Origin of the sequence: Actinomadura formosensis (assembly GCF_050948385.1) — a bacterium.
GTDB classification, from domain to species: Bacteria; Actinomycetota; Actinomycetes; order Streptosporangiales; family Streptosporangiaceae; genus Spirillospora; species Spirillospora formosensis.
Map to the genome: position 1 here is coordinate 5,743,811 of NZ_CP192011.1, position 16,793 is coordinate 5,760,603.

Consider the following 16,793-nt stretch of genomic DNA (forward strand, 5'->3'; position numbering starts at 1 on the left):
TCGCGCGCGATCCTGTCGGTTACCCGGGCGAAACGCCGGTGAATCCGTTCACAAGCCCCCGGGGGCGCCCCCCACGCAGAAACGCTTCGCAAGCCTCCGGGGTCAGGAGCGGGTGCGGGGGACGCGGGCGATCTGGCGGCTCTGCGCGACGAGCCGGCCGGCGCGGTCCCACACCTCGACCTCCTCGTCGAACCAGCCGTCGGCGAGGAGCCGTCCGGTGCCGTGGACGGCGAGCCAGCCGGGCGCGGGGACGGCCCGCATGTGCCAGGTCAGCTCGACGGTCGGCGCCCAGCCCAGCGCGCCGAGGTTCAGCGCGACGGGCGGCAGCGCGTCCACGGCGAGGGCGAGGGAGAACGCGTCCACCTCGTAGCCGTCGCGGTGCCGGAACCAGGCGCGGATCTCGGGGCTGCCGCTCGGCTGCCCGTCGAGCCAGCCCATCGTCGCCCGGTCGAAGCGCATGTCGATCTGGTCGGCGAAGCCGCGGCTGCCGGTGGGCGGCTGGAACTCGGTGCACTCCGCCAGCGGCGGCACCGGCGCGGGCGCCGGCCCGGCGTACCCGGGCTCGGCACCGGCGTCGAGGGTGCCGGTGGTGATCAGCGCGTCCACGACGGGACGGTCGTCCTGGACGAGCGTGACGAACGCCGACGCCGCCGTCCGGCCCTCCTTGCGGGGCTGGACGATCACCTGGGCGGGGCCGGGCTTGGCGACGCGGTGGAAGTTGGTCGCGGTCGAGACGGGGTGCGCGTGCGGGGAGGCGTCCACGGCGGCGCGGCCGAGCAGGGCCATCAGGTAGCCGCCGTTGAGCGCCTCGGCGAACCCGAAGTCGCCGTCCAGGACGGCCTCGTACCGGCCGTCGCCGACCCGCTCGACGGCGGTCGCCTCGCCGAACCCGCTCATCCGCACACCCCCACGCCGGCCGGGGCGGCGGCCGCCCCGCCGGCCCGATACTAGAATCACGTTCGAAAACGCACTCTACCGTGCCGGGCGGGACGCCGTACCCGCCGGGGCGGGCCCAGAACCGGTCAGGCCAAGCCCGGAGCCGGCCGGGTCAGGCCCAGAGCTGGCCTTCGAGACGCGCCTCGGCCTCCTCAAGCGTGCCGCCGTAGGCGCCGGTGGACAGGTACTTCCAGCCCCCGTCCGCGACGACGAACACGATGTCGGCCCGCTCGCCGGCCTTCACCGCCTTGCGCGCCATGCCGATCGCCGCGTGCAGCGCGCCGCCGGTCGAGATGCCCGCGAAGATGCCCTCCTGCTCCAGCAGCTCGCGGGTGCGGCGCAGCGCGTCCTTCGAGGTCACCGAGAACCGGGTGGTCAGCACCGAGTCGTCGTACAGCTCGGGGATGAAGCCCTCGTCGATGTTGCGCAGCCCGTACACGAGGTCGCCGTACCGGGGCTCCGCCGCGACGATCTTCACGTCCGGCACCCGCTCGCGCAGGAACCGGCCGACGCCCATCAGCGTGCCCGTGGTGCCGAGCCCGGCGACGAAGTGCGTCACCGTCGGCAGATCCGCCAGGATCTCCGGGCCGGTCGTCTCGTAGTGCGCGAGCGCGTTGGCCTCGTTGCCGTACTGGTAGAGCATCACCCAGTCGGGATTCTCCTCCGCCAGGCCCTTCGCCACCCGGACCGCCTCGTTCGAGCCGCCCGCCGCCGGGGAGGAGATGATCCGGGCGCCCCACATCTCCAGGAGCTGCCGGCGCTCGGCCGAGGTGTTCTCCGGCATCACGCACACCATCCGGTAGCCGCGCAGCTTGGCGACCATGGCCAGCGAGATGCCGGTGTTGCCGGACGTCGGCTCCAGGATCGTGCAGCCGGGCGTCAGCAGCCCGTCCTTCTCCGCCTTCTCGATCATGTAGAACGCGGGGCGGTCCTTCACCGAGCCGGTGGGGTTGCGGTCCTCCAGCTTGGCCCAGATCCGCACGTCCCCGCCCGGCGACAGCCGCGGCAGGCCGACCAGCGGCGTGCGGCCGAGCGAGTCCAGCAGTGAGTCGAAGCGCATGAGCGGCCCGTCCAGCGCGGCTCAGCCGCCGGCGACGGCCGGCAGGACGGTGACGTTGTCACCGTCGGCGACCTGCGTGTCCAGCCCGCCGAGGAAACGGACGTCCTCGTCGTTGAGGTAGACGTTGACGAACTTGCGCAGGCCCTTGTCGTCCACCAGCCGGTCGCGCAGGCCGGGGTGCCGGCTGTCCAGGTCGGTGAACAGCTCGTCCAGCGTGTCGCCCTTGCCCTCCACGGCCTTCGCGCCGTCGGTCAGGTTGCGGAGGATCGTCGGGATCCGGACCTCGATCGCCATCGCGGTGATCTCCTTCTACGTTCGTACGGGGGCTTCCCGCCCTCTGCGTCACAACCGGACGGGCGGCGGGATGATTCCAGGCGAGATCAGCGCGTCAGCGACAGTCGTAGACGACTTCGGCGCGCGAGTGCCCGAACAGGAAGCTCTGCACGGGTGGCACGGCGGCGGACCCGGCGCGGCGTCGCACGTCGTCCGCCTCATGCCCGCTCGTCCACATGTCGACCAGTTTACCGGCCGCGACCATGCCGATCCGTGCCGCCTCACGCCTCGAAGGCGTCGACGATGGTGACCTCTTCCTCGGTGACCTCGCCGTCCACGATCCGGAACGACCGGAACTCGGTGTCGTCCTCCTCGCGGGTCGACACGAGCACGTAGTGCGCGTTCGGCTCGGACGCGTAGGTGATGTCGGTCCGGGACGGGTACGCCTCCGTCGCCGTGTGCGAGTGGTAGATCACCACCGGCTCCTCGTCCCGGTCGTCCATCTCCCGCCACACCGTCAGCTGCTCCTGGGAGTCGAACCGGTAGAAGGTCGGGGAGCGCTCGGCGTTCACCATGGCGACGTACCGGACGGGACGGTCCGAGCCGATCGGGCCGGCGATGATCCCGCAGGCCTCGTCCGGGTGGTCGGCGCGCGCGTGCGCGATGATCTTCTCCACGAGGGCGCGCTCGATCGTCAGCATGCTCCGAGCTTATGGAACGGTCACCAGAGGACGCGAACCAGGCTCTCCTGGAGCATCGTCAGCCAGTCGTAGGCGGCGAACATGGGGGTGCGGGAGTCACGCGGGTCCATGTGCTCCGCCTCCTCGTACCAGTCCTCGGTGATGTCGAGCCGGGTGCCCAGCGCCAGCCGGACGTCGTTCAGCGCGCGCAGCCAGCCCTGCGCCTGCTCGTCGTCCAGGACGATCTTCCCGCCCTCGGCGCCCAGCGCGTCCAGCACCATCCCGGCGGCCGCGCGCTTGCCGTCCCGCAGGCCCATCTCGGTGTAGCGGCGGAACTCCCCGGCCGCCTCGCCGTCGTCGCGGTAGGCGTCCGGGAACAGCCGCGCCAGCACCGGGTCGTCCGGGGTCGCGGCGTTCTCGGCGATGCCCAGCGAGGCCAACTCGTCGTCCCCGCCGGGCGCCTCGCCCAGCAGCGCGAGCAACTGCTCCATCAGGGCACGCAGCAGCGCGGCCTCCTCCGGCTCCAGCCGGATCCTGATGCCCTCGCGGGTCTTCTTCACGTGGCTCATCGCTCAGTCGTCCCGCTTCACCGTCGCCCACAGCCCGTAGGAGTGCAGGATCTCCACGTCCCGCTCCATCTCCTCGCGGGTGCCGTTCGCCACGACCGCGCGGCCCTTGTGATGGACGTCGAGCATCAGCTTCTCCGCCTTCGTCTTGGGGTAGCCGAAGACGGCCTGGAACACGTACGTGACGTACGACATCAGGTTGATCGGGTCGTTCCAGACGATCGCGAGCCAGGGCCGGTCGGCGCTCACGTCCTCCGCGGCGTCCGGCCGTTCCAGCTCGACCGGTGCGGGCGCCGTGCTCATGGCGCTCATTGCCCGGTTCGCCCCCTTTCTTTCGGTGATGACGGTCCGCCCACCGCACCCGATGCTATGCGCCGATTCCCCTCCGGGTGTGCGGGCCCGCACACCCATGGTGCCCATAGTCGCCCGTAAGGTTCCACTTGTGGACCTTGGTGACGGCACCGCCCTGCTGACCGACCGGTACGAGCTGACCATGCTGCAGGCCGCCCTGCGCAGCGGGACCGCCGGCCGCCGCGCGATCTTCGAGGTGTTCGCACGGCACCTGCCGGCCGGACGCCGGTACGGGGTCGTCGCGGGCATCGGGCGGCTGCTGGACGCGATCGAGGCGTTCCGCTTCGACGCGGCCGAACTGGAGTTCCTCACCTCCAACGACATCGTGGACGAACCCACCGCGCACTGGCTGGAGGAGTACCGGTTCAGCGGGAACGTCTGGGGCTACGCCGAAGGAGACTGCTACTTCCCGGACTCACCGATCCTGGTGGTCGAGGGGACGTTCGGCGAGGCCGTCCTGCTGGAGACGCTGGCGCTGTCGATCCTGAACCACGACTGCGCGATCGCGTCCGCCGCGTCCCGGATGGTGCAGGCCGCGCAGGGGCGCCCGCTCATCGAGATGGGGTCGCGGCGCACCCACGAGCGCGCCGCCGTGGCCGCCGCCCGCGCCGCCTACATCGCCGGGTTCACCACCACGTCCAACCTGGAGGCGGGCCGGCGCCACGGCGTGCCGACCGCCGGGACGAGCGCGCATTCGTTCACGCTCCTGCACGACGGGGAGCGGCACGCGTTCGAGGCGCAGCTCGCCTCGCTCGGCCACGGCACGACGCTGCTGGTCGACACCTACGACGTGGAGCGGGCCGTGCGGACGGCCGTGGAACTGGCCGGGCCGTCGCTGGGCGCCGTCCGGATCGACAGCGGCGACCTCGGCGTGATGGCCCGCCGCGTCCGCGACCAGCTCGACGCCCTGGGCGCACGCGACACGCGCATCGTGGTCACCGGCGACCTGGACGAGTTCGGCATCGCCGCGCTGGCCGCCACCCCCGTCGACGGGTACGGCGTCGGCACCTCGCTCGTCACCGGCTCCGGCGCCCCCACCGCGTCCCTCGTCTACAAGCTCGTCGCCCGCTCCGACGGCCCCGAGCCGGGCGCGCCCATGCGCCCGGTCGCGAAACGCTCGACGGGCAAGCCGAGCCGCGGCGGGCGCAAGACGGCCGTGCGCCGCGTCGACGGGCACGGCGTCGCCTACGCCGAGACCGTGTCCACCGGCCAGCTCGTCCCCGGCCCGCGCGACCGCCTCCTCCAGGTGCCGCTGGTGCGGGACGGCAAGGTCATCGGACGCGAGGCCCTCCGGGAGGCCAGGGAACGCCACGCGAGGGCGGTCGCGGAGCTGCCGACGACCGCGATCCAGCTCTCCAGGGGCGAGCCCGCGATCCCCACCGAGTTCATCAACGGAGGCCCGCGCCCGTGACGCGGTATCCCCGCAGCTCTGCGGGTACGGTCAAGGGTGATCCGGCGGGGCAAGTGGGACAGGGAGCGGTCATGGGCACGAAGGCTCTGATCATCGTGGACGTGCAGAACGACTTCTGCGAGGGCGGCTCGCTCGCCGTCGCCGGCGGCGCGGACGTGGCCGCCGCCATCTCCGAGTACGTCGCCGGGCACCGGCCCGAGTACGCGCACATCATCGCGACCCGCGACTTCCACCTCGACCCCGGCGACCACTTCTCCGACGAACCCGACTTCGCCGACTCGTGGCCGCCGCACTGCGTGATCGGCACGCCCGGCGCCGACTTCCACCCCAACCTGACCCTCGCCCCCATCGAGGCCGTGTTCAGTAAAGGGCGCGAGACCGCCGCCTACAGCGGCTTCGAGAGCGACTCCGACGACGAGACGCCCCTCGCTGACTGGCTCACCGCCCGCGACGTGGACGCCGTGGACATCGTCGGCATCGCCACCGACCACTGCGTCCGGGCCACCGCCGTGGACGCCGCCCGCGCGGGCCTGCGCACCACCGTCCTGCTCGACCTCACCGCCGGCGTCAACAAGGCCACCGTCGACCAGGCCCTTGAGGAACTACGCGCGGAAGGCGTCACCCTGTCCGGCACCCCGGTAGTGAACGCCTGAACACGGCACCCCCCGTGGTCATCCTGGTCACCGGTGTGTCCGGCAGCGGCAAGACCACCATCGGCACCCTCCTCGCCGAACGCCTCGGCTGGGACTACGCCGAGGCCGACGCGTTCCACTCCGAGAACAACATCGCGAAGATGCGCTCCGGCCGTCCGCTCACCGACGCCGACCGCCTCCCCTGGCTCCAGGCGATCGCCGCGTGGATCGACGACCGCCTGGCCACCGGCCGCCCCGGCGTCGTCACCTGCTCCGCCCTCAAACGCAAGTACCGCGACATGCTGACCGGCGGCCACCCCGAGGTCGCGACGGTCCTGCTGGACGGCGACCGCGACACCATCGCCGCCCGCATGAAGGCCCGCACCGGCCACTTCTTCAGTACCGCCCTCCTCGACACCCAATTCGCCGACCTCGAACCCCCGGCCCCGGACGAGAACGTCATCACGGCCCCCATCACCGGCACCCCCGACGAAACGGCCACCCACCTCCTCAACTCCCTGAACCTGGCTCCCCACTGACCGCCCGCCCTCACCCACGCAACCGACCATGCTGATCGGCTCACGGTTTCGACCAAGACGGCCGGGCTGTGAGAGCTGATCGCCCTTGGGCGGCTTTGGGCAACGGTGAGTTCCTTGTGGCCTTCGTGATCCTTGACGCCGTCGAGTGCAACGCCCACGCTCCCAATACGAGCAAGTTCCGGCAAGTAGGTGGAGGGAAGATCATGCGGTTACGGTTCCTCGGGACGGACTCCGACCAGGGCGGGTGTCCGGCGATGTACGCCACCGACCACGGGACGTACGTGGTGCAGGGGAAGATCGTCACCGATGCTGTCGCGCTCGGGGATGTCCGCGACCTCGCCGACGACGAGACCGTCGTGGAGATCGAACCCGCGCTTGTCCGACACCTGATCGAGCACTACAACGACCATCACGCGAAGAGGTGACCGTGGCCGACCTGCTGACCGGCGACCGGTTCGGCGCGCTCTTCCACGCCGCCCGCCGCTCGGCGTTCCGGCTGGAGACGCGAGACCGCTACAACGTGCCGTCCGAGCAGGAGCGGATACGGCGGTTCCTGGCCGGTGACCCCGACGAGGACTACCTCCTGGGGGCACACGAGTGGGGGGCGATGACGCGGGCGGCCGCGGCCGAGGGCCGCCCATTCCGGCGCGTCCGCGTGGTGACTCTGCCGCTCAGCGACTACTCCCGCTACGCCCTGTGGTCCGCGCAGGGCAACCTCGGAGCCGGAGAGGAGATCCGCTACCTCGACCGGGACCGGGCCGACGCGCTCGGCCTGCCGGTCCGGCCGCCGCATGACGCATGGCTGCTCGATGACGAGAGGGTCGCCGTCTTGCGCTTCGACGACGAAGACCGGCTGCTCGGCGCCGAGTTGCTCGACGCCCCGGCCATCGTCGAGCAGCACCAGGCATGGCGGGACATCGCATGGAAGGCGTCCGCCAGCCGCGACGAGTTCCTGCGGAGCCTGTGACCGCCGTTCATGTCCACGTCCCCTCAGCAGGCACGAGAGGCGCTCGGGGCACGCCTGCGCGAGCTGCGGCAAGATGCGCGGCTCGCGCAGCGCCGTCTCGCCGAGCTGGCCGGCTGGCATGAGTCGAAGGTCTCCAAGATCGAGCACGGCAAGCAGACGCCGAGCGAGGGGGACATTCACACCTGGTGCCGTCTGGTCGGGGCCGAGGACCATGTCCCCGACCTGATCGCGACCGTCCGGAACATCTCCACCGCGTACCGGGAGTGGCGGCGCGAGTGGCGCGCCGGTGCACACCGGCGGCAGCAGGCCATCGCCACGCAGGAGGCTGAGACCACACTGTTCCGGATCTTTGAGCCGATGGTCATTCCCGGCCTGCTGCAGACCCGCGAGTATGCCGCGCAGCGGTTCGCCGACAACATCGCCTTCCACGGCACCGGCGGCGATGCAGAGACCGCTGTGCAGGCCCGCATGGACCGCCAGGACGTCCTTCGCCGCGGCGATCGCGACCGGCGGTTCCACATGGTGATGTGCGAGGTCGCGTTGACGATCGGTCTCGCCGACGACGACGTGATGATCGCGCAGTTGGAGCGGCTGCTGACACTGTCGATCCTGCCGCGCCTGAGCCTCGGCATCATCCCGACGCGAGCCCGGCACCGGCGGGCGCCGCACCACGGATTCTGGGTGTTCGATGAGCGCCTGGTCCTCGTCGACACGGCCGCGGCCGAGCTGGCGATCACGCAGCCGCGGGAGATCGCGGTGTATATCCAGGAGTTCTCCTGGCTCGCGTCGTCGGCCGTCTACGGTGCCGCCGCCCGCGAACTGATCAACGCGGCAATCCGGACACTGCAAGCAAGCTGAAGCAAGTTCCTGGCCGGACGATCGCCCCGGTGGTCACTGTGAGGGTGTCCCTTCAGTAAACGGCCCTGGCCGGCGCGCTAACGCCGCGAGGTGCCGAGACCTCACCGGGAGGTACAGATGACCGTCATCCTCAACCAGGCGGCGCAGGCCGCCAGAGATCCGCGCGACCTCATCCCGCCGCAGGTGTTCGACCTCCTGGTGGAGGACATCCGCCGCTACCACCACGTCACCCGGTCCTACGCCGAGCGGATGATGGGCCAGGCCCTGGTCTTCCTGAAGGCGCAGGCGAACGTCGTCCGGGCCCGGGCCGAGGGAAAGCCGTGAGTGCGGATCGTGCCCACAGTTCCCGTTGACCCCGCGTGGCACGCGTTCATGATCCGCTCTCAGGCGTATGCCGAGTTCTGCAACACCCACGCCGGCCGCTACATCCACCACGTGCCGTTCCAGGACGAGGCGATCCTGTCCGGTGACACGCTCGAAGTCACCATCCCGGAACTCCACAAGACCGGTTACAAGGTCGACCTGGAGTTCTGGCACGGCGAGCGCAAGCCCTGCTGCCCGCCGGAGTGCGCCTCGCCGGAGACCGCCTGATGCCGGCCCACTCCATCGCCCCCGACGGCACCAGGCGGTCGGGCGTCCAGCCGACGCACTACCACTGCTACCGGTGGTCGGGCAGCGGGCAGGAGTGGGACCGTTTAGGCCGCACCGACACCCTCGACCTGAACAGCCCGGACCGTCCGCCGGTCCGGACTCAGGACTGGCTGATCAAGTCGGCGCGGTTCATCGCGGCCGTCCACACCGACCCGGCAACCGCCCGGGACTGGCTGATCGCAGAGTGGGGGGCGTCGCGGGCGAAGGCGCTCAACCCGGTCCCCGCCTGGATGAGCGGTCAGGCCCGTGCGGAGCGGGCGCTGAAGGCGATCGAGACGGGCTGCTGGCCGTCCTGTGGTCAATGGCTGGTCGGCGGAGTGATCATGTTCTGGTCCGTCGTCGGCACGGACCAGGTGTGCCACTAGCCCGACCTGGCAGAGAGAAGCACCCTCCTTCAAGGAGAGACCGCCTCGCTGTGACTGGACGTAAACGACATCGAGATCACGCGGCCCATGGAATCCCATGGCGGCAAGGATCTCGACACGGAAGGCCCTTCCATAGAGGGGCGTCCCTTGTTCCGCTAGGCGTTCTTGATGATCTGGGTGAGGTCGCGGAGCGCTTGAGGGGTGATGAGGAGCTTGGGGCCGTGGGGGTTTTTGCTGTCACGAATCGCAACGGCGCCGTTGATACGCGCGAGTTCGACGCAGTTGCCGCCGTTGCTGGAACTGCGGCTCGCCTTGCGCCATGCGACGGCGTTCGTGTTCATTTCCCGTGACCGCCTTCGGGACGTAGTACTCGGGCGCTCAATACTACTGCGGGGCGCCCTCTCTGGTCGTGAAAGAGAGGGCGCCCCTTCTGCTCTGCTAGGCGTTCTTGATGGTCTGGGTGAGGTCGCGGAGGGTCTGGGGGGTGATGAGGAGCTTGGGGCCGTGGGGGTTTTTGCTGTCACGGATGGCAACGGTGCCGTCGATGCGTGCGAGTTCGACGCAGTTGCCACCGTTACCGGAGCTGCGGCTCGCCTTGCGCCATGCGGCGGTGCTCAGGTCCATTTCTCCTTCGCCACCTTTGCTATCAGTTCGAGGGACTGGTCCACAGGGTACGCGGTGGACTGAATTGAGGCGAACAGCCCGGTGAGCCGTTTGATTTCGAGGCGATCGGTGGTCGTGTCGCCGCTGATCGCGTTGTCTTTGTACCCTACTTCGTCTCCATCCGGAAGCGTTCCGATGGCGAAGGCCCCTCTGGTGCCTTCGTGCAGGCGGAGCGGGGCGATCTGGATGCGGATGCGGCGGGAGGAGAGCGCCAGGAGGTGCTGGAGCTGGTCGCGCATCACCTCGGGGTTTCCGGTGCCGCGGTGCAGCACGCTCTCGTCGATCACGTACATCAGGTGCGGCGTCGTGTCGCCGGTCAGGATGTCCTGCCGTGCCAGGCGGGCCTCGACGGCGGTCTCGTCGTTGTCGAGCAGGTGGGCGGCGTAGGCGGGCACCTGGAGGAGGCCGGGGACGACCAGTGGTTCGTAGCCCCGGATGGCGTCGAACTTCGGTTCCTGCACGGCCCAGTCGGCGAACCACGCCGGGACGGCGTTGGTCCCCTTGAACAGGCCGTCCCACAGGTGGGTCAGCGCCTCGCGGGTGTCGAGGACGCGGTCGGCGTGGACGGCGAGGATCCGGTCGGGGCGGGACTCGCCGCGCTCCACGGCGCCGATCGTGCTTTTCGAGTACGGGGCGCTGTCCTGGATCAGCTCGCAGAAGGCCGCGATGCTCAACTCGGCGGCCTCCCGGTAACGCCGCAGTTCAGAGCCGAAAAGGGCGTTCGGCGACTCCCAGGGGCGCAGATCGTTCGGACGCTGTCCCATCGTTCCCTCTCCCTTGACCATGAATGACCGGGGAATGACCGGCCATGGGCGGTGACTGACTCGGGCATGCGCGAACCATGGATACTCATCGCGCTTTTTGCATCACATAGAGTGACACATGCCTGATGATTCGACCACCGGATTTCACAGACGAAGTTCTGGAGGTGGTCTTTCATGATCGATTCGGACGCGGCGGTCGGCGCGATCTTGATCAGATCGTCCGCGCGGGCGCCGCAACTGGCGCGCACCTGGCTCGCCGGGGTATTCGGGCAGTGCGACCTCGGCGACGACTATGCGGCAAGGACCGTGGTCACGGAATTGGTCACGAACGTCCATAGGCACACCGACACGGAAGTCATTCCCGTACGTCTTCTCTTGGAAGACGGCTACACCGTGGTGGAGGTGGAGGATAGGTCCGACGAACTCCCGGTCGTCCAGAACGAGGACGACACGGCGGAGTCCGGGCGGGGACTGCTCATGATGTCCATGCTCGTCGAAGAATGGGGCGTCCGAGCACTGGACGAAGGCGGGAAGGTGACGTGGGCGCGGCTCGGCGCGTGAAGGTCGCGCGCGGCCGGTTCGTCTTGTGGTGGTGGCGTGTGCGGTATGGGCACACCACAGCCCAAAGGCATCTCGATGTGCTCGCGGAGGCGGTGTCCGCCCGTGGCTGGTCGCACGTCAAGGTCTACATCGAGTCGCCGCCGGTGCTGTGGGTCCTTTCCGAGGACGCCGAAGACCGCGCATTGAGCGTCAGTGCGGAGAGGCTCGGCGGGCGCTGGTTCTACCGGGTTTCGCGGTCGATGCTGTACCCGTGCGATGCCGTGCAGCGGGTGGCGGCCGTCCTTGACGACGTCCTGCGGGATGGCTGGGGGTGCCGCGGCTTCGCCGGGAGGCGTTAGTGGCGGCGTTTGGCGGCCCATTCTCGGATCTTGGCGATGCGTTCGCGGATTTCGGTGGCGGTGGCCTGGGGGACGGGCGGGCCGCCGCAGGAGCGGCGCAGTTCGTTGTGGATGACGCCCTGCGGCTGGCCGGTGCGGTGGTTCCAGGCGTTGACGAGGCCGTTCAGCTCGCGGCGCAGGGACGCCAGGTCCTCGGCGGCGGTGCGGTCGGCGCGGGGGTCGCCGGTCTTGCGCCTGCGTTCGTTGGCGAGCTGGTCGGCCTGTCTTTTGCGGAGCAGGGCCGACACCTGGTCGGGTTCCAGCAGGCCGGGGATGCCGAGGAACTCCTCCTCCTCGGCGGAGCCGGGCTCGGCGTGCATGCCGAACTCGCCGCCGTCGTACAGGACGCGGTCGAACGTCGCGGACGCCTCGACGGTCTCGAACGGCAGTTCCTCGCCCACGTCGGGGGTGTCCTGCTTGCGGTTGGCCTCGGCGAGGAGCTCGTCGTCCAGGCCGTCCTCGCGGACGGGACGGTCGAGGACGTGGTCGCGTTCCTCTTCCAGTTCGGCGGCGTGGCCCATCAGGGTGGGGACCGACGGCAGGAAGACCGACGCCGTCTCACCGCGCTTGCGGGCGCGGACGAAACGGCCGATGGCCTGCGCGAAGAACAGCGGCGTGCTCGTGGACGTCGCGTAGACGCCGACGCAGAGCCGCGGGATGTCGACGCCCTCGGACACCATGCGGACCGCGACCATCCAGCGGTCGTCGGTGCCGCCGAACTGCTTGATCTTCTTGGACGCGGACGGGTCGTCCGACAGCACGATCGTGGCGCTCTGCCCGGTGACCGCGCGCAGCATCCCGGCATAGGCGCGGGCGGTCTCGTGGTCGGTGGCGATGACCAGGCCGCCGGCGTCGGGGATGACGCGGCGCAGTTCGGTGAGCCGCCGGTCGGCGGCGGTGATGACCTGCTTGATCCAGTCGCCCTTCGGGTCGAGCGCGGCGCGCCACGCCTGGGCGGTCTGGTCCTGGGTGAGCGGCTCGCCCAGGGTGGCGGTGATCTCGTCGCCGGCCCGGGTGCGCCAGCGCATCTCCCCCGCGTACGCCAGGAAGATCACCGGGCGGACGACGCCGTCGGCGAGGGCGGGGCCGTAGCCGTAGGTGTAGTCGGCGCTGCTGCGGCGGATGCCGTCCGGCCCCTCCTCGTACCGGACGAACGGGATCGGGTTGATGTCGGTGCGGAACGGCGTGCCGGAGAGGGCGAGGCGCCGCGTCGCGGGCTCGAACGCCTCCCGGACCGCGTCGCCCCAGGACAGGCCGTCGCCCGCGTGGTGCACCTCGTCGAAGACGACCAGCGACTTGCGCGCCTCCGTGCGGTTGCGGTGCAGGGCCGGGCGCGCGGCGACGGTCGCGTAGGTGACGGCGACGCCGTGGAAGTCCTTGCCGACGGGCCCCTGCCCGTTCTGGTACTCGGGGTCGATCCTGATGCCGACACGGGCCGCGGATTCGGCCCACTGCCGCTTGAGGTGCTCGGTCGGGCACACGATCGTGATCGCCTGCACGGCGCGGCGCTCCATCAGCTCGCGGGCGAGGCGCAGCGCGAACGTCGTCTTGCCGGCGCCCGGGGTCGCGACGGTGAGGAAGTCGCGCGGGCCCGGCTCGGAGCCGTCCGTTCCGAAGTAAGCCTCCAGCGCCTGCTGCTGCCAGGCACGCAGGGACGACGCGGTCCCCCAGGCGGCCCGCTCGGGGAATGCGGGGGGCATGCTCGATGCGGCGAAGGTGCTCACGGTCATCGAAGGCTACCGAGCCCCGCCGACAGATCGCACCGCGGCACCGCCTCCGCGGGACGGGCACGACCGGATGAGACGGCCCTGACCTGCGGAAAAGGCGCGCGGACAGGTGTAGTTCATGATGTTGCGCACCCGTGTGTCACGGGGCCGCGGCCCCGCGGTATCCGCCACCGCGGGACCTGGCGGCGCGCGGCCGGGCACGGCGGCGCGCCGGAACGCCGCGTCTCAGCGGCGGGTCACTCGTCGCCCTCGCGGCCCGGCTTCATGGATTCGTAGATCTCCTTGCACTCCGGGCAGACCGGGTACTTCTTCGGGTCCCGGTTCGGCACCCACACCTTGCCGCACAGCGCGATCACCGGCGTGCCGGTCACCGCGCTCTCGGTGATCTTGGCCTTCTTCACGTAGTGGGCGAACCGCTCGTGGTCGCCGTCACCGTGCGAGAGGTCTGGCCGGACATCGCTCTGGGTGTCGCTGTCAGGAAGGATCTTCGTACTCACGTCGTCCACCTTAGTTCAGCGTGGGATCGTCGGGAAAAGTGGAAACGAACGCCAGATCGCCCCCCTGCCTGCGCAGAACGTCCCGCCACAGCCGATCCGGGGCGGCGGCGAACACGTCCCCGGCCTCGGCCGGCACCAGATACCACGAGCCCTCCTCGATCTCCCCGCGCAGTTGTCCCGCCGACCATCCGGCGTATCCGGCGAACACCCGCAACTGCAGCAGTTCGGCGGCCAGCAGGCCGGGCGGGGCCTCCAGGTCGACCACTCCCACCCGGGCGACCTCGGTGCCGCCGTCCAGGGCGCGCCAGCCGAGCGGCTCCTCCTCGCCGGGGAGGCGGGCCAGGGCCAGCGCCTGCTCCAGCGCCACCGGACCGCCCTGGAAGACGACCGCCGGCCCGGTGACGAGTTCGGCCCACGGCGGCAGGACGCGGTCCACGGGAACGTCGGTCGGCCGGTTGAGGACAACCCCCAGCGTGCCTCCGCCGGTCTCGTGCTCGACCAGCAGGACGACGCTCCGGCGGAAATTCGGATCCTCCAGTTGGGGGGTCGCCACCAGCAGGAGCCCCACTCTGATGCCGTCTTCCATGGGTTCCATCATGCGTTGCGCGGACCTCCGGCGGCACGTCTCCCGGCTCGTTAGCCTGTTACGCATTCCTATCGATGGGGATATCGGCACCACAAGAACCTAGGTTAAGAATGATCTAGGAACATCGGGCACCCGTTTGGTGCGCGCCGGGAGGACAGCGATGCAGTTGCCCAGGGTCGTCATCGCCGCCGTGTTCGTCGTGATCGCAGCGCTGTTCGGGATCCAGGCGCTGTTCAAGTCGAACGGGAACGCGGCGCCGGCCTCGGCCTCCGCCTCGGCCTCGGCGAGTCCCAGCGCGTCCGGGACGTCGCCGGCGCCGACCTCGGCCAAGCCGACCCGGCCGGGGACGCCCGAGCAGCCGGTGACCGCGAGCATCGGCGCGGTCTCCTGCCCCGAGCGCACCGTGAACGTCAAGATCCGCAACACCGGGACGCAGACCGAGGACTTCTCGATCGAGCGGGACGACGGCGGCGCCGCGATCCCCGGCCAGATCCGTCCGAACAACACCCGGACGGTCCCGGTCAGGCTGCGCGAGGACCGCCGCACCGCCCTCAGCGTCACCTGGGCCAACAAGCGCATCGAGTCGCAGGCGGTGAAGGCGAACTGCAAGAAGGCGGGCGCGGCGCCGTCCGAGACGCCGCCGGCCAAGCTGCCGCACACCGGCCCGGACACCGTCCTGTGGGCGCGGGCCGCGACCGGCGCCGCAATCGTCCTCACCGGCGCGATCATCTTCTGGTACGGCGGGATCTGGCCTCGCCGCCGCGAGCGGATGTTCGCGGACAAGAAGGACTGACCCCCGCCTTTCGGGGGGTCGTCCCCCACACGAACCGCGCCTTATCCGGGGGCGCCCCCGCGGTGACTCAGGCTTCGGTGCGGGGGCGGCCGCCGGCGGCTTCGCGGACGGCACCGGCGACGCGGGTCGCCACCTCCGGGTGGAAGACGCTCGGGACGATGTAGTTCGGCCCCAGCTCGCCCGGCGTGACGACCTCGGCCAAGGCCGTGGCGGCGGCGGCGAGCATGTCGAGGGTGACACCGTCGGCCTGGGCGTCCAGCAGGCCGCGGAAGACACCGGGGAACGCCAGCACGTTGTTGATCTGGTTGGGGTAGTCGCTGCGGCCGGTGGCGACGACGGCGGCGTGCTCGCGGGCCTCGTCCGGGGACACCTCGGGCTCGGGGTTGGCGAGCGCGAACACGATCGCGCCGTCGTTCATCGTGGCGATGTCGTCACCGGTCAGGATGCCGGGCGCGGACACGCCGATGAACACGTCGGCGTCCTTGACGGCGCCGCGCAGGTCGCCCGCGTAGCCGGCCGCGTTGGTGTGGTCGGCGATCCAGCGGAGCGAGTCGTCCAGGTCGTCGCGGCCCTTGTGGACGGCGCCCCGGTAGTCGCACACGACGAGGTCGCGGGCGCCCGCGTGCATCAGCAGCTTCAGGATCGCGGTGCCGGCGGCGCCCGCGCCCGCCATCGTGATGCGGACGGACCCGATCTCCTTGCCGACGACGCGCAGCGCGTTGGTCAGCGCGGCCAGCACGCAGATCGCCGTGCCGTGCTGGTCGTCGTGGAACACGGGGATGTCGAGCAGCTTGCGCAGCCTGGCCTCGACCTCGAAGCAGCGCGGCGCGGAGATGTCCTCCAGGTTGATGCCGCCGAACGCGGGCGCGATGATCTGGACGGTCTCGACGATCTTGTCGGTGTCCTGCGTGTCGAGGCAGATCGGCCACGCGTCGATCCCGGCGAACCGCTTGAACAGCGCGGCCTTGCCCTCCATGACGGGCAGCGCGGCCTCCGGGCCGATGTTGCCCAGGCCGAGCACCGCCGACCCGTCGGTGACGACGGCGACGCTGTTGCGTTTGATCGTCAGCCGCCGGACGTCCTCGGGGTTGCGGGCGATCGCGAGCGACACCCGGGCGACGCCGGGCGTGTAGGCCATGGACAGCTCGTCGCGGTTGCGCAGCGGCACCTTCGACTGCATCTCGATCTTGCCGCCGAGGTGCATCAGGAAGGTCCGGTCGCTGACCTTGTGGATCTTGACGGCCTCGATCCGCTCCAGCGCGCCCGCGATCGCCTGGGCGTGCTGGGTGTCGCGGGTCGCGATCGTGACGTCGATGCGCAGCGTCTCGTGGCCCGCGGTGTTGACGTCGAGGGCCGTGACGATGCCGCCGGCGTTCTCGACCACATGGGTGATCTGGCTGACGGCCTTGCCGCCGGCCGGGACCTCCAGCCGGACGGTGATGGAGTACGACACGCTCGGCACGCTCGCCACGACGACTGCTCCCTATGTTCCGCGTTGTTTCCGTCCCGCGCGCGCCGTTCCCGGGGGGACTGCGC

At 70.4% G+C, this 16,793-nt stretch carries 26 protein-coding genes; 12 read left to right on the forward strand and 14 right to left on the reverse strand.

Translation table 11 applies throughout. From position 1 onward, the window contains the following. Positions 1-102 precede the first annotated feature (102 nt). The 7 genes from ACQP1N_RS26995 to clpS all read right to left on the reverse strand — a co-directional run bounded on the left by ACQP1N_RS26995 (position 103) and on the right by clpS (position 3,818). Entirely contained in the window at positions 103-897 is a 795-nt protein-coding gene (locus ACQP1N_RS26995; protein ID WP_433227428.1) for a thioesterase family protein, read from the reverse strand. 151 nt (positions 898-1,048) lie between these two features. Next, the gene (locus ACQP1N_RS27000; protein ID WP_433227429.1) at positions 1,049-1,996 is read right to left on the reverse strand and encodes a PLP-dependent cysteine synthase family protein; all 948 of its coding nucleotides are present in this window, start codon (positions 1,994-1,996) and stop codon (positions 1,049-1,051) included. Positions 1,997-2,017: 21 nt separating this feature from the next. Beyond that, a complete protein-coding gene (locus ACQP1N_RS27005) occupies positions 2,018-2,290 on the reverse strand; it encodes a MoaD/ThiS family protein (RefSeq protein ID WP_433227430.1) in 273 nt (90 codons plus the stop codon). Between the two features lie 94 nt (positions 2,291-2,384). After that, positions 2,385-2,534 carry a hypothetical protein gene (locus ACQP1N_RS27010; protein ID WP_433227431.1) on the reverse strand — a complete coding sequence of 50 codons (150 nt, stop codon included), beginning with the start codon at positions 2,532-2,534 and terminating at the stop codon, positions 2,385-2,387. Between the two features lie 16 nt (positions 2,535-2,550). Further along, a complete protein-coding gene (locus tag ACQP1N_RS27015) occupies positions 2,551-2,970 on the reverse strand; it encodes a Mov34/MPN/PAD-1 family protein (RefSeq protein WP_433227432.1) in 420 nt (139 codons plus the stop codon). A 20-nt stretch (positions 2,971-2,990) separates the two neighbouring features. Beyond that, the gene (locus tag ACQP1N_RS27020; RefSeq protein ID WP_433227433.1) at positions 2,991-3,518 is read right to left on the reverse strand and encodes a DUF2017 domain-containing protein; all 528 of its coding nucleotides are present in this window, start codon (positions 3,516-3,518) and stop codon (positions 2,991-2,993) included. Between the two features lie 3 nt (positions 3,519-3,521). Next, entirely contained in the window at positions 3,522-3,818 is a 297-nt protein-coding gene (gene clpS, locus ACQP1N_RS27025) for an ATP-dependent Clp protease adapter ClpS (protein ID WP_067797156.1), read from the reverse strand. A gap of 106 nt (positions 3,819-3,924) precedes the next feature. Here clpS and ACQP1N_RS27030 point away from each other — a divergent pair, with 106 nt between their 5' ends. From ACQP1N_RS27030 to ACQP1N_RS27070, 9 genes are all read left to right on the forward strand, one after another. Further along, positions 3,925-5,277, forward strand: a complete 1,353-nt coding sequence (locus tag ACQP1N_RS27030) for a nicotinate phosphoribosyltransferase (RefSeq protein ID WP_433232815.1) — start codon at positions 3,925-3,927, stop codon at positions 5,275-5,277. 71 nt (positions 5,278-5,348) lie between these two features. After that, the gene (locus ACQP1N_RS27035) at positions 5,349-5,930 is read left to right on the forward strand and encodes an isochorismatase family protein (protein ID WP_433227434.1); all 582 of its coding nucleotides are present in this window, start codon (positions 5,349-5,351) and stop codon (positions 5,928-5,930) included. A 14-nt stretch (positions 5,931-5,944) separates the two neighbouring features. Then, positions 5,945-6,448, forward strand: coding sequence for a gluconokinase (locus tag ACQP1N_RS27040; protein ID WP_433227435.1), 504 nt, complete (start codon positions 5,945-5,947; stop codon positions 6,446-6,448). Positions 6,449-6,564: 116 nt separating this feature from the next. Beyond that, the gene (locus ACQP1N_RS27045; RefSeq protein WP_433227436.1) at positions 6,565-6,873 is read left to right on the forward strand and encodes a hypothetical protein; all 309 of its coding nucleotides are present in this window, start codon (positions 6,565-6,567) and stop codon (positions 6,871-6,873) included. Continuing rightward, entirely contained in the window at positions 6,870-7,415 is a 546-nt protein-coding gene (locus ACQP1N_RS27050; RefSeq protein ID WP_433227437.1) for a DUF6879 family protein, read from the forward strand. Before ACQP1N_RS27045 ends, ACQP1N_RS27050 begins: the two co-directional genes overlap by 4 nt. Positions 7,416-7,424: 9 nt before the next feature. Beyond that, positions 7,425-8,273, forward strand: coding sequence for a helix-turn-helix domain-containing protein (locus ACQP1N_RS27055; RefSeq protein ID WP_433227438.1), 849 nt, complete (start codon positions 7,425-7,427; stop codon positions 8,271-8,273). Positions 8,274-8,390: 117 nt separating this feature from the next. Continuing rightward, positions 8,391-8,597, forward strand: coding sequence for a hypothetical protein (locus ACQP1N_RS27060; RefSeq protein ID WP_433227439.1), 207 nt, complete (start codon positions 8,391-8,393; stop codon positions 8,595-8,597). A gap of 48 nt (positions 8,598-8,645) precedes the next feature. Then, positions 8,646-8,864 carry a hypothetical protein gene (locus tag ACQP1N_RS27065; protein WP_433227440.1) on the forward strand — a complete coding sequence of 73 codons (219 nt, stop codon included), beginning with the start codon at positions 8,646-8,648 and terminating at the stop codon, positions 8,862-8,864. Then, complete coding sequence (locus tag ACQP1N_RS27070) at positions 8,864-9,289, forward strand: hypothetical protein (protein ID WP_433227441.1); 426 nt, start codon at positions 8,864-8,866, stop codon at positions 9,287-9,289. Before ACQP1N_RS27065 ends, ACQP1N_RS27070 begins: the two co-directional genes overlap by 1 nt. A 155-nt stretch (positions 9,290-9,444) precedes the next feature. Here the strand turns inward: ACQP1N_RS27070 and ACQP1N_RS27075 are convergent, their stop codons facing one another. The 3 genes from ACQP1N_RS27075 to ACQP1N_RS27085 form a co-directional block, all read right to left on the reverse strand. Next, complete coding sequence (locus tag ACQP1N_RS27075) at positions 9,445-9,630, reverse strand: DUF397 domain-containing protein (RefSeq protein ID WP_433227442.1); 186 nt, start codon at positions 9,628-9,630, stop codon at positions 9,445-9,447. 97 nt (positions 9,631-9,727) lie between these two features. Continuing rightward, positions 9,728-9,913 carry a DUF397 domain-containing protein gene (locus tag ACQP1N_RS27080; RefSeq protein WP_433227443.1) on the reverse strand — a complete coding sequence of 62 codons (186 nt, stop codon included), beginning with the start codon at positions 9,911-9,913 and terminating at the stop codon, positions 9,728-9,730. Then, complete coding sequence (locus tag ACQP1N_RS27085) at positions 9,904-10,716, reverse strand: helix-turn-helix domain-containing protein (RefSeq protein WP_433227444.1); 813 nt, start codon at positions 10,714-10,716, stop codon at positions 9,904-9,906. Before ACQP1N_RS27085 ends, ACQP1N_RS27080 begins: the two co-directional genes overlap by 10 nt. A 174-nt stretch (positions 10,717-10,890) precedes the next feature. On the opposite strand from ACQP1N_RS27085, the gene ACQP1N_RS27090 reads away from it, so the two are divergent. Continuing rightward, entirely contained in the window at positions 10,891-11,277 is a 387-nt protein-coding gene (locus tag ACQP1N_RS27090) for an ATP-binding protein (protein ID WP_433227445.1), read from the forward strand. Positions 11,278-11,369: 92 nt separating this feature from the next. Then, the gene (locus tag ACQP1N_RS27095; RefSeq protein WP_433227446.1) at positions 11,370-11,615 is read left to right on the forward strand and encodes a hypothetical protein; all 246 of its coding nucleotides are present in this window, start codon (positions 11,370-11,372) and stop codon (positions 11,613-11,615) included. On the opposite strand, the gene ACQP1N_RS27100 is transcribed toward ACQP1N_RS27095, so the two are convergent. The 3 genes from ACQP1N_RS27100 to ACQP1N_RS27110 form a co-directional block, all read right to left on the reverse strand. Continuing rightward, positions 11,612-13,354: a DEAD/DEAH box helicase gene (locus ACQP1N_RS27100; RefSeq protein WP_067797245.1), complete on the reverse strand. Its 1,743-nt coding sequence runs from the start codon at positions 13,352-13,354 to the stop codon at positions 11,612-11,614. The genes ACQP1N_RS27095 and ACQP1N_RS27100 overlap by 4 nt on opposite strands. Before the next feature lie 263 nt (positions 13,355-13,617). After that, a complete protein-coding gene (locus tag ACQP1N_RS27105) occupies positions 13,618-13,878 on the reverse strand; it encodes a DUF3039 domain-containing protein (RefSeq protein ID WP_174548848.1) in 261 nt (86 codons plus the stop codon). Positions 13,879-13,888: 10 nt separating this feature from the next. Continuing rightward, positions 13,889-14,464 carry a YqgE/AlgH family protein gene (locus tag ACQP1N_RS27110; protein WP_067797243.1) on the reverse strand — a complete coding sequence of 192 codons (576 nt, stop codon included), beginning with the start codon at positions 14,462-14,464 and terminating at the stop codon, positions 13,889-13,891. 160 nt (positions 14,465-14,624) lie between these two features. On the opposite strand from ACQP1N_RS27110, the gene ACQP1N_RS27115 reads away from it, so the two are divergent. Continuing rightward, complete coding sequence (locus ACQP1N_RS27115; RefSeq protein WP_433227447.1) at positions 14,625-15,257, forward strand: hypothetical protein; 633 nt, start codon at positions 14,625-14,627, stop codon at positions 15,255-15,257. 67 nt (positions 15,258-15,324) lie between these two features. Here ACQP1N_RS27115 and ACQP1N_RS27120 read toward each other — a convergent pair whose 3' ends face one another. Further along, a complete protein-coding gene (locus tag ACQP1N_RS27120; protein WP_067797113.1) occupies positions 15,325-16,728 on the reverse strand; it encodes an NAD-dependent malic enzyme in 1,404 nt (467 codons plus the stop codon). Positions 16,729-16,793: the final 65 nt, after the last annotated feature.

What these genes read in the sequence shown, in the direction of transcription:
- ACQP1N_RS27080 (WP_433227443.1), bottom strand. Translation starts at nt 9,913, where the DNA reads ATGGACCTGAGCACCGCCGCATGGCGCAAGGCGAGCCGCAGCTCCGGT.
- ACQP1N_RS27075 (WP_433227442.1), bottom strand. Translation starts at nt 9,630, where the DNA reads ATGAACACGAACGCCGTCGCATGGCGCAAGGCGAGCCGCAGTTCCAGC.
- ACQP1N_RS27070 (WP_433227441.1), top strand. Translation starts at nt 8,864, where the DNA reads ATGCCGGCCCACTCCATCGCCCCCGACGGCACCAGGCGGTCGGGCGTC.
- ACQP1N_RS27085 (WP_433227444.1), bottom strand. Translation starts at nt 10,716, where the DNA reads ATGGGACAGCGTCCGAACGATCTGCGCCCCTGGGAGTCGCCGAACGCC.
- ACQP1N_RS27060 (WP_433227439.1), top strand. Translation starts at nt 8,391, where the DNA reads ATGACCGTCATCCTCAACCAGGCGGCGCAGGCCGCCAGAGATCCGCGC.
- ACQP1N_RS27065 (WP_433227440.1), top strand. Translation starts at nt 8,646, where the DNA reads ATGATCCGCTCTCAGGCGTATGCCGAGTTCTGCAACACCCACGCCGGC.
- ACQP1N_RS27115 (WP_433227447.1), top strand. Translation starts at nt 14,625, where the DNA reads ATGCAGTTGCCCAGGGTCGTCATCGCCGCCGTGTTCGTCGTGATCGCA.
- ACQP1N_RS27100 (WP_067797245.1), bottom strand. Translation starts at nt 13,354, where the DNA reads ATGCCCCCCGCATTCCCCGAGCGGGCCGCCTGGGGGACCGCGTCGTCC.
- ACQP1N_RS27005 (WP_433227430.1), bottom strand. Translation starts at nt 2,290, where the DNA reads ATGGCGATCGAGGTCCGGATCCCGACGATCCTCCGCAACCTGACCGAC.
- clpS (WP_067797156.1), bottom strand. Translation starts at nt 3,818, where the DNA reads ATGAGCACGGCGCCCGCACCGGTCGAGCTGGAACGGCCGGACGCCGCG.
- ACQP1N_RS26995 (WP_433227428.1), bottom strand. Translation starts at nt 897, where the DNA reads ATGAGCGGGTTCGGCGAGGCGACCGCCGTCGAGCGGGTCGGCGACGGC.
- ACQP1N_RS27055 (WP_433227438.1), top strand. Translation starts at nt 7,425, where the DNA reads ATGTCCACGTCCCCTCAGCAGGCACGAGAGGCGCTCGGGGCACGCCTG.
- ACQP1N_RS27020 (WP_433227433.1), bottom strand. Translation starts at nt 3,518, where the DNA reads ATGAGCCACGTGAAGAAGACCCGCGAGGGCATCAGGATCCGGCTGGAG.
- ACQP1N_RS27030 (WP_433232815.1), top strand. Translation starts at nt 3,925, where the DNA reads ATGGTGCCCATAGTCGCCCGTAAGGTTCCACTTGTGGACCTTGGTGAC.
- ACQP1N_RS27110 (WP_067797243.1), bottom strand. Translation starts at nt 14,464, where the DNA reads ATGGAAGACGGCATCAGAGTGGGGCTCCTGCTGGTGGCGACCCCCCAA.
- ACQP1N_RS27010 (WP_433227431.1), bottom strand. Translation starts at nt 2,534, where the DNA reads ATGGTCGCGGCCGGTAAACTGGTCGACATGTGGACGAGCGGGCATGAG.
- ACQP1N_RS27000 (WP_433227429.1), bottom strand. Translation starts at nt 1,996, where the DNA reads ATGCGCTTCGACTCACTGCTGGACTCGCTCGGCCGCACGCCGCTGGTC.
- ACQP1N_RS27035 (WP_433227434.1), top strand. Translation starts at nt 5,349, where the DNA reads ATGGGCACGAAGGCTCTGATCATCGTGGACGTGCAGAACGACTTCTGC.
- ACQP1N_RS27015 (WP_433227432.1), bottom strand. Translation starts at nt 2,970, where the DNA reads ATGCTGACGATCGAGCGCGCCCTCGTGGAGAAGATCATCGCGCACGCG.
- ACQP1N_RS27090 (WP_433227445.1), top strand. Translation starts at nt 10,891, where the DNA reads ATGATCGATTCGGACGCGGCGGTCGGCGCGATCTTGATCAGATCGTCC.